General features: G+C 71.5%; 16 protein-coding genes and 1 tRNA gene. 9 read left to right on the top strand and 8 right to left on the bottom strand.

The window, feature by feature from the left end; genetic code table 11:
• Positions 1-52: 52 nt before the first annotated feature.
• The 8 genes from AB0C87_RS22895 to AB0C87_RS22860 all read left to right on the top strand — a co-directional run bounded on the left by AB0C87_RS22895 (position 53) and on the right by AB0C87_RS22860 (position 8,309).
• Positions 53-1,174, top strand: coding sequence for a DUF475 domain-containing protein (locus tag AB0C87_RS22895; RefSeq protein ID WP_345174512.1), 1,122 nt, complete (start codon positions 53-55; stop codon positions 1,172-1,174).
• Between the two features lie 59 nt (positions 1,175-1,233).
• Entirely contained in the window at positions 1,234-1,812 is a 579-nt protein-coding gene (locus AB0C87_RS22890; RefSeq protein WP_345174513.1) for a TerD family protein, read from the top strand.
• 102 nt (positions 1,813-1,914) lie between these two features.
• Positions 1,915-3,084, top strand: a complete 1,170-nt coding sequence (locus AB0C87_RS22885) for an HpcH/HpaI aldolase/citrate lyase family protein (RefSeq protein ID WP_345174516.1) — start codon at positions 1,915-1,917, stop codon at positions 3,082-3,084.
• An 11-nt stretch (positions 3,085-3,095) separates the two neighbouring features.
• Entirely contained in the window at positions 3,096-4,439 is a 1,344-nt protein-coding gene (locus AB0C87_RS22880; protein WP_345174518.1) for a phosphoribosyltransferase family protein, read from the top strand.
• A complete protein-coding gene (locus AB0C87_RS22875; RefSeq protein ID WP_345174520.1) occupies positions 4,436-5,548 on the top strand; it encodes a cysteine protease StiP family protein in 1,113 nt (370 codons plus the stop codon). Before AB0C87_RS22880 ends, AB0C87_RS22875 begins: the two co-directional genes overlap by 4 nt.
• Complete coding sequence (locus tag AB0C87_RS22870; RefSeq protein WP_345174522.1) at positions 5,545-6,381, top strand: HAD family hydrolase; 837 nt, start codon at positions 5,545-5,547, stop codon at positions 6,379-6,381. Before AB0C87_RS22875 ends, AB0C87_RS22870 begins: the two co-directional genes overlap by 4 nt.
• A 96-nt stretch (positions 6,382-6,477) precedes the next feature.
• The gene (locus tag AB0C87_RS22865) at positions 6,478-7,797 is read left to right on the top strand and encodes a hypothetical protein (RefSeq protein WP_345174524.1); all 1,320 of its coding nucleotides are present in this window, start codon (positions 6,478-6,480) and stop codon (positions 7,795-7,797) included.
• 17 nt (positions 7,798-7,814) lie between these two features.
• Entirely contained in the window at positions 7,815-8,309 is a 495-nt protein-coding gene (locus tag AB0C87_RS22860; protein WP_345174526.1) for a hypothetical protein, read from the top strand.
• On the opposite strand, the gene AB0C87_RS22855 is transcribed toward AB0C87_RS22860, so the two are convergent.
• Positions 8,306-8,569, bottom strand: coding sequence for a YtxH domain-containing protein (locus AB0C87_RS22855; RefSeq protein ID WP_179843081.1), 264 nt, complete (start codon positions 8,567-8,569; stop codon positions 8,306-8,308). The genes AB0C87_RS22860 and AB0C87_RS22855 overlap by 4 nt on opposite strands.
• Positions 8,570-8,712: 143 nt before the next feature.
• Here AB0C87_RS22855 and AB0C87_RS22850 point away from each other — a divergent pair.
• Positions 8,713-8,785 (top strand) — tRNA-Asn (locus AB0C87_RS22850).
• A gap of 96 nt (positions 8,786-8,881) precedes the next feature.
• Here the strand turns inward: AB0C87_RS22850 and AB0C87_RS22845 are convergent.
• The 7 genes from AB0C87_RS22845 to AB0C87_RS22815 form a co-directional block, all read right to left on the bottom strand.
• A complete protein-coding gene (locus AB0C87_RS22845) occupies positions 8,882-10,069 on the bottom strand; it encodes a site-specific integrase (RefSeq protein WP_360579389.1) in 1,188 nt (395 codons plus the stop codon).
• Positions 10,066-10,287: a DNA-binding protein gene (locus tag AB0C87_RS22840; RefSeq protein ID WP_360579387.1), complete on the bottom strand. Its 222-nt coding sequence runs from the start codon at positions 10,285-10,287 to the stop codon at positions 10,066-10,068. Before AB0C87_RS22840 ends, AB0C87_RS22845 begins: the two co-directional genes overlap by 4 nt.
• A gap of 171 nt (positions 10,288-10,458) precedes the next feature.
• Complete coding sequence (locus tag AB0C87_RS22835) at positions 10,459-11,649, bottom strand: DUF3631 domain-containing protein (RefSeq protein ID WP_360579385.1); 1,191 nt, start codon at positions 11,647-11,649, stop codon at positions 10,459-10,461.
• Positions 11,646-12,608 carry a bifunctional DNA primase/polymerase gene (locus tag AB0C87_RS22830; RefSeq protein ID WP_360579383.1) on the bottom strand — a complete coding sequence of 321 codons (963 nt, stop codon included), beginning with the start codon at positions 12,606-12,608 and terminating at the stop codon, positions 11,646-11,648. The genes AB0C87_RS22835 and AB0C87_RS22830 overlap by 4 nt, the downstream gene beginning before the upstream one ends.
• Complete coding sequence (locus AB0C87_RS22825) at positions 12,605-12,949, bottom strand: hypothetical protein (RefSeq protein ID WP_360579381.1); 345 nt, start codon at positions 12,947-12,949, stop codon at positions 12,605-12,607. The genes AB0C87_RS22830 and AB0C87_RS22825 overlap by 4 nt, the downstream gene beginning before the upstream one ends.
• The gene (locus tag AB0C87_RS22820) at positions 12,946-13,533 is read right to left on the bottom strand and encodes a DNA cytosine methyltransferase (protein ID WP_360579379.1); all 588 of its coding nucleotides are present in this window, start codon (positions 13,531-13,533) and stop codon (positions 12,946-12,948) included. Before AB0C87_RS22820 ends, AB0C87_RS22825 begins: the two co-directional genes overlap by 4 nt.
• Positions 13,530-13,880 carry a hypothetical protein gene (locus AB0C87_RS22815; protein WP_360579377.1) on the bottom strand — a complete coding sequence of 117 codons (351 nt, stop codon included), beginning with the start codon at positions 13,878-13,880 and terminating at the stop codon, positions 13,530-13,532. Before AB0C87_RS22815 ends, AB0C87_RS22820 begins: the two co-directional genes overlap by 4 nt.
• Positions 13,881-13,913 lie beyond the last annotated feature (33 nt).

Here is a 13,913-nt window from a genome sequence, read left to right as displayed (position 1 = left end):
CCCCGCACCCCGGCCGCTCCGCCCGGCCGCCCTTCCTAGCAGAAATACGCGCATGATTCTTCGCACCTTCGGGTGGTCCTTCGGCGTCACGGTCGTCGGCCTGCTCCTCGCCCTGCTCTACGACGGGCCGACCGGGCTCGCCCTGGTCGCCGTACTGGCCGTCCTCGAGGTCTCGCTGTCGTTCGACAACGCCGTCGTGAACGCCAAGGTGCTCGACCGCATGAGCGCCTTCTGGCAGAAGATCTTCCTCACCGTCGGCATCGCGATCGCGGTGTTCGGCATGCGGCTGGTCTTCCCCCTGCTGATCGTGGGGATCACGGCCAAGCTGAGCCCGGTCGAGGCGTTCGACCTCGCCCTCAACGACTCGCACCGCTACCACCAGCTGATGAACGACGCCTACCCGATGATCGCGGCGTTCGGCGGCATGTTCCTGATGATGCTGTTCCTGGACTTCGTGTTCGAGGAGCGCGCCGACAAGTGGCTGCCGTGGCTGGAGCGGCCGCTCGCCCGCATCGGCAAGCTGGACCAGCTGTCGGTCGTCGTGGCGGGCGGCTCGCTGGCGCTCGTGGCGTGGCTGTCGGCCTCCGACCCGGGCAGCGTCATGATCGCCGGCGTGCTCGGGATGGTGACCTACATCCTGGTCAACGGGCTCGGGGAGCTGTTCTCCGAGGCGAGCGAGGACGACGACGAGGACGAGGAGGACGGCGCGGAAGCCGGGAAGAGCGGCGGGCGGAGCGGGCCGAGCTCCCTGGCCCTCGCCACCGGCAAGGCGGGCTTCTTCCTCTTCCTGTACCTGGAGGTGCTGGACGCCTCGTTCAGCTTCGACGGCGTCATCGGCGCCTTCGCGATCAGCACCGACCCGATCGTCATCGCGCTGGGCCTCGGCATCGGCGCCATGTACATCCGGTCGCTGACGGTGTTCCTGGTCCGCAAGGGCACGCTGCACGAGTACGTCTACCTGGAGCACGGCGCGCACTGGGCGATCGGCGCCCTCGCGGTCTGCATGCTGGTGAGCATCGGCCACCACGTCCCCGAGTGGATCACCGGCGGGCTCGGCGCCGGGCTGATCATCGCCGCGTTCGCCAGCTCCGTCGTCCGCAACCGCAACCAGGGCGGGGACTCTCCTGACTCGGCGGCGGGCGGCGGGCGGCCGCTGCACTCCAGCCAGGTCTGACCCGCGCCACGCGTACCCGGAACCCCGCGACACACATCGATCACTGGAGGAGCCGAACGATGTCCATATCGCTGCAGAAGGGGCAGAAGGTCTCGCTGGCCAAGCCGGGCGGCGGCACCCTGACGAGGGTCAGGATGGGCCTCGGCTGGGACGCCGTGGTCAAGAAGGGGCTGTTCGGCAAGGGCAAGGCGCAGTCCATCGACCTGGACGCCTCGTGCCTGCTGTTCGACGCGTCCGGCGACCTCGCCGACCAGGTGTGGTTCCGGCAGCTGCGCAGCAAGGACGGCTCCGTCCAGCACACCGGCGACAACCTCACCGGCGAGGGCGAGGGAGACGACGAGGTCATCAACGTCGACCTGCAGAGCGTTCCGGCGGGCGTCGCCCAGCTGGTGTTCACGGTGAACTCGTTCACCGGCCAGGACTTCTCCCAGATCGCGGGCGCGTTCTGCCGGCTGGTGGACGAGAGCACCGGCGAGGAGATCGCGCGCTACGAGCTGAGCGGCGCCGGGCAGCACAACGCGCAGATCATGGCCAAGGTGTCGCGGGACGGGCAGGGCTGGTCGATGACGGCGATCGGGGCGACCGCCACCGGCCGCACGTTCCAGCAGCTGCTCCCGGCCGTGGCGACCCACCTGTGACCCGGACACCTGTGCTCCGGACACCAGTGATCCGGCGCGGCCAGTCCGCCCGGGGGCGGCCCCCCTCGCCCCCTGTCGAGAGCACCGTCTGACGAGGGGTAAATGCGGCATTTCGACCATATTGACGCCGCGCGTCGCAAGCACCTGTTCTACCGGCACCCGCGCCCGTTCGGCCGGCACGACGATCCGGACGTGCTGGCGGTCGCGCTCGGCGCGACCCTGTACTGCCCGGCCACCCGCCCGGCCCTCGCCGCCGACGTCGAGCGCGCGGCGGGGCGCGGCGTGATGAGCATGGTGGTGTGCCTGGAGGACGCGATCGCCGACGACGAGGTCGAGGCCGGGGAGGCCAACCTCGTGGCGCACCTGCGGGCTCTGCACGCCCGCTCCGCACCGGACGGCGCGGAGGTCCCCCTGCTGTTCGTCCGCGTCCGCGACCCCCGGCAGATCGGCGACCTGGTCGGCCGGCTCGGCGACGCGGCGGAGCTCGTCACCGGATTCGTCCTGCCGAAGTTCACCGCGTCCGGCGGTGGAGCGTTCCTGGACGCGCTGGAGGACGCGGCCGACCGCTCCGGGCGCCGGCTGCTCGCCATGCCGGTGATCGAGAGCCCGGAGGCCGTCTACGCCGAGACGCGCGCGGAGATGCTGCACGACGTGGCGCGGCTCCTCGCCAAGCACCGGTCCCGGGTCCTCGCCGTCCGGCTGGGGGCGACCGACATGTCCGCCGCGTACGGGCTGCGGCGCCCGCCCGACCTGACGATCTACGACATCCGGCCCGTCGCGGGCGTGATCTGCGACGTGGTCAACATCCTCGGCCGCGCCGACGGTACCGGCCACGTGGTGACCGGCCCCGTGTGGGAGTACTTCTCGCAGGGGGAGCGGATGTTCAAGCCGCAGCTGCGGCAGTCGCCGTTCGAACGGCAGAGCGCCGCCCCGCTGCGGCAGCGGCTCATCACCTCCGATCTGGACGGGCTGATCCGTGAGGTGCACCTGGACAAGGCCAACGGGCTCACCGGCAAGACCGTCATCCATCCGAGCCATGTGGCCGCCGTCCACGCCCTGTCGGTGGTGACGCACGAGGAGTACAGCGACGCGGCCGACATCCTGGGCGTCACCGGGGGCGGCGCGATGGCCAGCTCGTACGCGAACAAGATGAACGAGGCCAAGCCGCACCGCGCGTGGGCACAGCGGCTGATGCTGCGCGCCCAGGTGTTCGGGGTGGCCGCGGAAGGCGTCACGTTCGTCGAGCTTCTCGAAGCGGCGGACAGCCGGTGACGGGTTCCTGGGTGGGTTCGCGTCTGGGCGTCCGCCTCGTGGACGGCGCGCGGCCGGCGGGTGCCGGGCTCTCGTCGCTCGTGGGGCTCGCCGTGCGCCGCAATCCGAAGCGCGCGCATCTGCTGGTGTCCGCAGTGCTGGGCAAGCACGTGCCGACCGATCCGCGCCTGGTGTACGGGTCGGGGCTGCTGCTGGGCGAGCTTGTGCGCGCGCGCCTGCGGGGCGGCGAGCCGTCCCGCCCTGGTTCGCTCCTCCTGGACGGGCTGCGGGGCGAGCCGAACGCCGCCGCCGGGCTACGTGACCTCGTGCGCACTCCCCAGAACCCTGTGGACGCGATCGTGCTGGGTTACGCCGAGACCGCCACGGCCCTGGGGCATTCGGTGGCGGACGCTCTGGGCGGCGCGTACTACCTGCACTCCACACGGCGTCCCGTCGAGGGGTTCGCCACCTACGGCGGATTCGAAGAAGAGCACAGCCACGCCACGAGCCATCTGCTGCTCCCCGCCGACACCGCCCCGCTCGATCGCGACGTACCGATGGTTCTGGTGGACGACGAGCTCTCGACGGGCCGGACGGTGCTGAACACCATCGAGGCCCTGCATGCCGTCCGTCCCAGGAGCCACTACGTACTGGCGGCCCTGGTCGACTTGCGAGACCCCGACGACCGGGCCCGGATGGACGATCTCGCCGTCCGGCTGGGTGCCCGCATAGACGCGGTGGCTCTGGCCGAGGGACGGGTCGGGCTTCCGGAGGGCGTCCTTGAGGCGGGCAAGGCACTCGTCGCCGGGATACCGTCACCGCCCTTCATCCCCGAGGGAGGATCGGCGTTCGGAGTCTCCCGGGTCGAGCTGGAATGGCCTGCCGCACTGCCGGACGGCGGACGCCACGGTTTCCTGCCCGAGCACCGGACGCGGCTGGAGAAGGAACTGGCCCGGATGGGCGACGTCCTCTGGGGCAACCTCGGCGAAGAAGCCTCCCGTGTCCTCGTCCTTGGATTCGAGGAGCTGATGTACGCGCCGCTGCGCCTCGCGGAGGCGCTCGCCGATGCCCGGCCGGACGTGGACGTCCGCTACTCCACGACGACGCGTTCCCCTGTCCTGGCCGTCGATGACCCCGGTTACGCCATCAGGACCCGCCTGGTGTTCCCCTCCCATGACGACCCCGCCGACGGGCCGGGGGAGCGGTACGCCTACAACGTCGCCCCTGGGGCCGGTCAACGCCGCTTCGACAGGATCGTGTTCGTGGTGGACGACGTCGGCGACACCCCGGCGCTCGCCAGCGGCCTGCTGGAACGGCTTCGCGCGCTAGCCCCCGTGACGGTCGCCACCGTCCCGTCCTACAGGAGAGCGTCGTGAAGCCGCTTTACGGGCCCGAGTTCGGCAGCTACCCCAGGGAAGACGTCGCCTGGCTGCTCAAAGACCTGTCCGGCGCACGGCTCGAAGCGCCCACCGAGGAACGTGAGGCGGCGATCCAGTCGGGACGGGCGCACTACGCCGAGTCGCTTCCGGTCGAGTACCAGCCGGGCCCTGAGTACCGGCGCCTGTTCCACGACGCGCTGGAGGCGTCCGCCGAGCGGCTCGCCTACGCCACCGGGCTGGTCACCGAGATGATCCTCGCCGAGCGCGGCCCGGACGCCGTCCTGGTGTCGCTGGCGCGGGCCGGGACGCCCGTCGGCATCCTGATGCGCCGCTGGGCCCGGTACGCGCACGGCCTGGACGTCCCGCACTACGCGGTCAGCATCGTCCGCGGCCGGGGCATCGACACGGTCGCGCTGCGGTATCTCGCCGAGCACCACGACCCGGCGTCCGTGATGTTCGTGGACGGCTGGACGGGCAAGGGCGCCATCACCAAGGAACTGACCGCCGCCCTGGCGGAGCACCCGTTCCCCTCCGATCTCGCCGTCCTGGCGGACCCGGGCCGGTGCACGTCCCTGTACGGCACGCGGGACGACTTCCTGATCCCGTCCGCCTGCCTCAACTCGACCGTGTCGGGCCTGGTGAGCCGGACGGTCCTGAACGACTCCCTCATCGGGCCCGGCGACTTCCACGGCGCGAAGTTCTACGCCGAACTGGCCGGCGACGACGTGTCGCGCGTCTTCCTCGACGCGGTCTGCGCGCGCTTCGGGCACGTGGCCGAGCGCGTCGCGAAGGACCTGCCGGAGCTCCGCGCCGCCGACCGCGCGCCCGACTGGTCGGGATGGGAGGCCGTCCGGCGCAGCGCCGAGGCGGAGGGCATCGACGACCTGAACCTCGTCAAACCGGGGATCGGCGAGACCACGCGAGTGCTGCTGCGCCGCGTCCCATGGAAGGTGCTCGTGCGGGCCGACGCCGGGCTGGAAGTGACCCACATCAGGCTGCTCGCCCGCGAACGCGGCGTGCCCGTCCATGAGGTCGAGCCCGGACGGTTCCCCTACGCGTGCATGGGTTTCATCCATCCTCGGTTCGGCAAGGGGGCCGTGCAGTGACCGTCCTGGTGTGCTCCGACCTGGACCGCACGCTCATCTACTCGACTGCGGCCTTCGCCTTGGAGGGCCCAGACGAGACCATGCCGCGCCTACTGTGCGTGGAGTTCTACCAGGGCGCGCCGCTCTCCTACATGACCGAGACGACCGCGCGCACCCTGGAGGCACTCGCGACGGCCTCCACGTTCGTCCCGACGACGACGCGCACCCCCGAGCAGTACCGGCGCGTCCACCTCCTGGAGAAGCCGCCCCCGTACGCCATCTGCGCGAACGGCGGCCACATCCTGGTGGACGGCGAGGACGACCCGGATTGGGCGGCCTCCGTCCGGACCCGGATCGCCGACGGATGCGCCCCGCTCGCGGACGTCCAGCGGCGCCTCGCGACCAACGGCGGCGACTTCGTCCTCAAGCGGCGCACCGCGTCCGACCTCTTCGCCTACACGGTCGTGGACAAGGCCGCGCTGCCGTCCGGCTGGGTCGAGGACCTCGCCGGATGGTGCGCCGAACGCGGCTGGCGGACGTCCCTCCAGGGCCGCAAGGTCTACTGCCTGCCCGCGGGCCTGACCAAGGCCGCCGCCGCCGAGGAGGTCGCCCGCCGCGCCGGCGCCTCCACCATGCTCGCCGCCGGCGACGCGCTCCTGGACGCCGAGCTGCTGGAGGCCGCCGACCTGTCGATCCGCCCCGCCCATGGGGAACTGCACGAAACCGGCTGGACGGCTCCCGCCACCGCCGTCACCGCAGCGCGGGGCGTCGCCGCCGGCGAGGAGATCGCGCACTGGCTCCTGGCCCGGGCCGCGGCGCCGCAGATGTTCACAGACCGACCTCCCGGCCGGTAGACAACCGTCGCCGCCCAGGGGTCGCCGTGACGGCGATCTAGGGCCACAATCAAGGGTGCACCCTTCTCTCGCCCAGGAGGAGGTCACCTGGACCACATGAGCTCCCGTCTCACCGGCGACGAGACCGCGCTGTGGAAGGCCGCGGCCCGGGTCCTCGACGCGAACTGGACGGGCAACGCCACCGCCGCCTCGCCCGGCCTCTACCCGCACCAGTGGAGCTGGGACTCGGCCTTCATCAGCATGGGCCTGGCCCGCCACCGCCGCGACCGCGCCGAAGCCGAGCTGATCTCCCTGTTCCGGGGCCAGTGGGCGGACGGGATGCTGCCCCACATCGTGTTCAACACGCGGCTCGACCGGCGCGCCTTCTTCCCCGGCCCCGAACTGTGGCGCAGCGACCGGCAGCCCGACGCCCCGCGGGGCGTGCACACCTCCGCCCTCACCCAGCCGCCGCTGCACGCCCTCAGCGCCCTGCGCCTGCACGAGTGCGCCGTCGACGGGGAGAGCAGCCGGGCGTTCCTGGCCCGCCTGTACCCGATGCTGACCGCCCAGCACCGCTACCTGGCCCGCTGCCGCGACCTGGACTCCAGCGGCCTCATCGCCATCTGCCACCCCTGGGAGTCGGGCCTCGACAACAGCCCCGCCTGGGACCGCCCCCTCGGCGCGCTCCCGCTGCCCCCGTCCTCCTACGCCCCCGGCCTGCGCTCCCACGGCCTGCCGACCGGCGAGGACTACGACCGCTACGTGCGGCTCGTCGCGCTCATGCGGGAGGCCGCCTACCAGCCCGGCTACCTCCGCGACGCCCACCCGTTCGCGGTCGAGGACCCCCTCGTCAACGCCGTCTACCTGGCCTCCACACACGCCCTCGCCGCCATCGCCGAGATCATCGGCGCCGACCCCGTCCCGCACCGCGAACGCGCCGAGCGCGTCCACGAGGCCGTCCTGCACCGCCTCTGGGACGCCGACACCGGCTGCTTCCGCGCCCGCGACCTGCGCGACGACCGCCTGCTCCCCGTCATCACCGCCGGCTCCTTCGGCCCCCTCCTGGACCCCGAACTCCCGGCCCCGATCGTCCGCAACCTCGTCGACCTGCTGCTGTCGGCCCGCTTCGCCGGCGCCGCCGGCTACCCCATCCCCACCTGCGACATCCAGGCGCCCGCCTTCGACCGCGCCGGCTACTGGCGCGGCCCCACCTGGATCAGCACCAACTGGCTCGTCTGGTACGGCGCCCTCGGCCACGACCTGCCCGTCGTCGCCGACCTGCTCTACGGCTCCACCATGCGGCTCGTCCGCCAGTCCGGCTTCCGCGAGTTCTTCGACCCGTTCGACGGCACCGGCCGCGGCAGCCACGACTTCGCCTGGTCCGCGGCCCTCGTCCTGGACCTCCTCGGGGCCCGCCGCGCCCCCCAGGCGGCCTGATCGCCTACCGTGGGGGCATGCGCCTGAACCGGGGTCCCCTGCCCGCCGCGGTCCGCGACGAACTCGCGCTGGAACGCGGCGAACGCGTCCTCGCGGCGGCCCCCACCCGCGGCGGCTCGTACGTCACCGCCACCCTCCTCGCCCTGCACGTGCCGACCCCCTCGGGCGGCTTCACCCGCATCCCCTGGGAGCGTGTCGACCACGCCACCTGGAAGGACGGCTGGCTGCACGTCAAGGAGACCTCCGGCGGCGCCGAGCACCACGTCCGCCTCACCGACCCCGGCTCGGTGCCCGAGACCGTCCGGGAGCGCGTCACCGCCACCATCGCCGTCACCCACCACGCGACCCTCCCCGGAGGCGGGAAGGTGCGCATCGCCGGCCGGCGCCCCGCAGCCGGCGGCGATGTGCGCTGGACGTTCGTCTTCGACGCCGGGCTGGACCCGTCCGACCCGGGCCTGCGGGCCCAGGCCGAACAGGTCCTCGAAGACCTGCGCCGTCAGACCGGCCTCTAGCCGGGGTACGGCTGCTCCTCCTTGCGGCCGCCCGTGACCTGCTCGGGCACCCGGTCCTTCAGGTGCCCCGCCTTGTCCCGCGCGGCCCCGGCGAACGTCTCACCCTTCGACCGGATCTTCCCGGCCGCCTCCTGCACGTTCGGGTTCTCCGACACCTGCTTGGAGAGCTGCTTGATCTGCTCGTACCGCTCGCGCCCGGCCTTCGTCCCGAAGACGTAGCCGACCGCGGCGCCTGCCATGAACATCGTGCGAGCCTTCATGTCCAACTCCTACTGACGGCGGAATCGTGACACCCCCTATACCCGCCCTCGCCGCCTCAATCCCCGCGCGTGCGCGAACAGCCCCGGACATGCGCTAACCTAGACCCGCCGCCAGGGGCCGCCAGGCACCGGCGGACGCACGATCCCGCGTAGCTCAATCGGCAGAGCAGCCGGCTGTTAACCGGCAGGTTATTGGTTCGAGTCCAATCGCGGGAGCTTCCTTACCTCAGCGTTACCCCAGACCAGGCCCGTTCCCACCGAGGGAAACGGGCCTGACTCGTCTAGTGAGTACCGAACCGAGTACCAGATGCCCTAGTTGGGGTTCGGGAAGATCAGATCCATGGCCTGCGCGCCGTCCTGGATCACGGGCCGGATCTGCTGCCGGTACACCTTCTCCGTGACCTGCGTCCCGCTGTGGCCCACCAGTAGGGCGATCTTGTCCAGCGGCATCCCGCTGTCCGACAGCAGGGATACGAAGCTGTGCCGCAGCTCGCGCGGCGTCCAGGCGTCCGGGTCCAGCCCTGCCGACGCGATGACCTCGCGGCGGAACGCTCGGAGCACGGTCATCGCTCCTCGCACGGCGCCGGCCTCGCCGGGGAACAGCAGCGCTTCCGGGTCGAGTGGCTGGGGGAGACTCGCCCACAGGTCCCGGAGAGCCACCACACATCGCCGGGGGAGTTTGAGTGTGCGGCGAGACTTCTTGGTCTTCGTGTCGCCGCGCGCTCGGACGGAACGCCAGACGTAGACGGCGAACTCCTCGTGGTCCCACCCTGCTTCATGCACCGGGCGCCACTGTCCGCGGCCCTTGTCGTAGGCGACGACATGCGACCAGGTGAGCTTCCGCAGTTCCTCCGTCCGCGCGCCGGTGAGCAACGCGAGGATGACGTACTGACGCATGTCCGACTGCGCACGCTCGGCGGCGGCGAGCACTTGCATAGCTTGGGCGAAGTCCAGCGCTTTGGACGGGCGGCCGGTGCGCTTTCCGGTCGGTACTTCGCAGAGCTGGACGACGTTCCGGGTCACGCGCTCGTCACGCCGCATCACTCGATCAATGGACCGTTTGAGCACCGACCGGACTTCGCGAAGTGACTTCGTCGCGAGCACCTCGGCGCGGCCTTCCAACCAGCGTTCGCAGTCGTCCGCGGTGAGTTCCCGTACAGTCAGGTGGCCCAACTGCGGAGTGATGTGATGCTCGGCGAGGCTACGCGCGTTCGTGACGGTCGATTCGTCACGCCCCATGAGCCCGTACCGCAGGAACCCAGCGACCGCTTCGGCAATCGTCACGTCCGCCGTTGCTTTCGGTGCTTGCTTCTCTTCTCGGCGCTTCAAGCTCTCCTTGAGCTTCTTGAGCGCCTCCGTCTGGGTCTTTCCTCGGCCACGGACGATGATCCGGCGCCCATTGGGCTGATAGCCGATGGTTTGGGACGCCACCCACCTATTGCGGGCGGAGTCCCAGCTGAGACCGCCTTCCCCCGGAGAACGCCGCTTCTTACCGCTCACGCGGCCTCAGCCTCCCTTTCCAGTAGTTCGATGTACTCGACAATCGCGCTTGCAGGCACAAGGCGAACGCTGTGCTCCATGACGGTCCTGATGCGCCCCGCGCGAACCAGCTCGTAAATCCGGCTCCGGCTGAACGGGAGGATGCCGGGCAGTTCGGAGACCTTGTACAGGGGCTTGAGACCGAAGATTTCGGCCGAACTGGGCTTCCTGGTGTCCATCTCTCGCAGTCCATCCCTCGGCTTCTGGCGATCGGGCATGTCGGGCGGCGCGGCGGGGTGCGGGGTTGCTTGGGCGCCGTGCCGGTGGCGGTCGGGTGAGGGGTAGCCGTCCCAGCCGTCCCAGGGTCATTTCTGCTGGTCAGGCTGGGACGGCTTGTTTGGCTGGGACGGCTAAGCCGTCCCACGGTTTCGAGCCGTCCCGCGTTGACCTGCGATGACGAGGCTGGGACGGCTGGGACGGCCACCCGGCTCGCCAGGGGCGTTCTCGCCCTCGGGCGGGGCGATCTCGGGGCAGTACCGGGCCCATGCGTCGGTGAAGTCGGCGCGCTGGTAGCCCTTGGCCTGGCTGCCGTCGAGGAACCGGATGTTGCCGGACCTGATCTCGTATTCGCGCAGGATGGTTCCGAGCTTCATCGCGGTCAGGCCGTTGGGTCCGTAGTCCTGCCATGGCGCTTCCGGGTCGCCCTTGAGCCGGTCGAGAAGAACGGCAGTGGGCAGGGCGGGGTCGGCTCCGAAAGCGGTCCGGCAGTCCGTGAGCAGTCGGAGCCGGGTGGACATCTGGCCGTTGTCGTCGGCGTCGGCGGTAAGGGCCAGGACGGCGGCGCGGGCGCGGTCGGGCCAGTGGGCGCCGGCGTAGTCGGCGACGGCCACCAGGGGTTCCCAGGTGTCGGCGGCGCGGTCCTCCACCGGCATGGGCGGTTCGGCCGATTCCAGGGTGGCGAGGTCGGCGCGCAGCCACGCGGCGAGGTCGGCGGCGAGCTGGCGGAGCGCGGGCCGGTCGCGGCGGTGCCGGAAAGGCGAGACGGTTTCGCCGGGGCCGCGGCGGCGCATCCGGATGACGACGGCGCGGTCCTCGATGGTGTCGGGCATCGCGCCGATTCCCGCGAGCGCGGCCATAGCAAAGGTGGGGATGGCTTCCACGCGTCCGGTGTTGGCGTCGTAGCGCATCGCGGGCCGGTTGCGCTGGTGACCGGCGTTGAACAGCCCGCGCAGGTCCTCGTTGCCCTCGGCCTTGGGGCCAAAGATGGTGTCGGCTTCGTCCACGAGCAGGGTGGGCGGGTCGTCGGTGATGGACCGGTAGACCGCGGCCGGTGAGGAGTTGACGGTGATGAACGGCGAGTGGCAGGTCGCTTCGGTCACGTCCAGCAGCCGGGACTTTCCGCACCGCTTCTCGGGCCCACGGATAACGAGGCGGGGCGCGTGCGGCCAGGCCGGTTGGGCGTGGGTGGCAGCAATCCACAGCGTGACGGCGTCGGCGGCCTGCGGGGTCGGCAGAACAACGTAGCGGGTGAGCGCGGCACGTAGGGTGTCCAGCAGGGCGGCGCCGTCCAGCGGCGGCCGGTCGTCGGGCAGGTTGCTCATGCGGGGTTCCCCCTGGTGATGGTGCGCGGGTTGCGGGCGCCCGCGGCGAGCGCGGAACGGATGGTGGCGCGTGCTTCGGCCGGGGTGACGTCGGCGCGGGTGGGGCCGAAGTGGACGACGGCGGCCTCAAACAGCACGGCCGCGGCGGTCTCATGGTCAAGGGCGCCGGCGCCGGTGAGGCGTCCGAGGTTGTAGGCGGCTTTGTTGAGCGCGTGGTTGCGTCCACCGGTCACCGCGTCGGCGACCCGGGCCGCTTCCCCCTTGAGTGCCGCTTGGACATAGGCGGGCAGGTCCGCCACCGTTCCGGCATCCGAATTGGCACCCAAGGAGGGGACCTGGTGCGGGGCGGTGAGAAGTCGGGCCAGCCACGCCGGGAGCGGGGCGGGCGGCACGTCGTTGACGATGCGATAGGGGCCAGCGCCGTCGGGCAGGTCCACGTAGCTGCCGGGCGCTACGACGTACCCGCCGCACGCGCGGGTATCGATCAGCCAGCCAAGACCGGTGCGGTACCGGCCGGAGGTGTTGCGCAGCTCATTGCCGGGCGGCGGGGTGAAATACAGGTGCATCCCGCCGCGGCGGCGGGTTGTCACGGTGAAGGTGTCGGTTGGGAACGCTTCGCCGTGCCGCTCGCACAGAACGGCGAGCACGTCGGCGCCCTCGTTGACACCGGGCAAAGCCCACTCGGGCGGCGGGGTCTCGCCGGGCTTGGGGGTGTCGAGGTCGACCACAATCAGCCCGGACGGGCCGCACGCGACCGCGACGTTGAACGCCGGGCCGCGCTCCCAGAAGGCGCGGATGCGGGCCGGGTCGGTGGTGGCGTGCGCCTCCCAGTCGGTGAACTGGGAGAGGGGCCGCTTGTCCCGCGGCTGGAGGGGGAACACGTGCCAGCCGCGCGCCGCGCACGCCATTGCGGCGTCGGCCACTTCGGCGGCAAGGACGCCGGTACGGGTGGTGGTCATGCGGCTCTCCTCTCGGGCAGCGGGCGGTCGGTGGTGAGGGCGGCGGTTTCTGCGCAGGTCTTGTGGACCGGGCGGCCGTCGTCGTCGGTGAGGTGGGCGGTGCGGCCGCAGTGTGCGCAGGGGTCGGGCCGGGTGCCTCGCCAGCCGGTACCGCAGCGCGGGCAGGCGTCGCCGGGGTGGCGGGGCGCGCCGCCGACGCGGTGCTGTACGCGGTAGGTGCAGCACAGCACGCAGCCCTCGGCGTGGAACCGGACGGGCCGGTCACGCCAGTTCAGCAGGAGCCGCCCCTCATGGACGACGTAGCGCCGCCCCCCGTAGGTGACGATCTGGGGCGTGGTCACGCAGCGGCCCTCCGTCCGGCGGCCAAGCAATTGGCGAGGGCGGCGCCGAGGTGGCGGGTGTAGGCGGGCGGGATTGCCTCGCGGAGTTCGTCGCGGGTCATCCATGCGATGCCCATCGCCTCGCGGGCATAGGCGACGCCGGAGAAGTTGCCGACCACGTGGACGAAGTCGCCGGGGTGGGGTGGGCGTCCCATCTTGCGCAGCGGCGCGGCGTGCCCCGGGTGGGGCGGGACGAGGATGGGGTGGCTGGTCTCGAACTCGCGGTGCCGGTAGACGCGCAAGCCGGGGAACATCGCTCCGCACAGCGTCATCGGGTCGCGCAGCGGGGCGCCGGGAACGTTCTCGATCACGTACGGCAGCCCAGAGGCTTGCAGGCGTTCGCGGACGGGGCCGATCAGGTCGGGGTGGACGTTGCCGCGGATCCGCTGCGCGAGGCTGTAGGCCTGGCAGGGCGGGGAGGCGTGGATCAGGTCGAATCCGGCCAGGTGGTAACCCATTCCGGCCCCGCCGGCGCAGGAGAAGGCGTCGAGCACGCGCAGCCCGTTCCATGGGCGGTCCGGCAAGGTGAACGGCGGGCGGGTCATGCGGCGTCCTCGGGCAGGATGATCAGGCCCTCGGCCGTGAGGATGAACTCGTGGCCGTGCTCGCAGGTCCACAGGTCCCCGGGGGTGTCGGGGGCGAGCGCGGCCCAGCACGTGACCTCGGTGAGGCAGGACGGGCAGTCGGGGCCGCCGGTGACGGGCCAGTGGGTGACGGGGATCGTCCAGTCGGCGGGGCAGGCGCGGCAGCGCCAGACGTTGACCTCGGCGCCGTTCGCCAGGGTGGCGGGGCCGATCCATGCCACGTCGGCGGTGCGCTGGCAGGTGGGGCAGTCGGGCGGCGCGAGGACGGGCCATTGGTCGGGGGGCGGGAAGGCCGAGTAGTGCGGCATGTGGTGCTCCGTGGTGGTTCCGCTTTTGGGCGT

This window comes from Actinomadura sp. NPDC048021, assembly GCF_040653135.1.
Lineage (GTDB): Bacteria > Actinomycetota > Actinomycetes > Streptosporangiales > Streptosporangiaceae > Spirillospora > Spirillospora verrucosospora.
The sequence above is the reverse complement of the archived record's forward strand: the minus strand, read 5'-3'. Positions and strand labels throughout refer to the sequence as shown.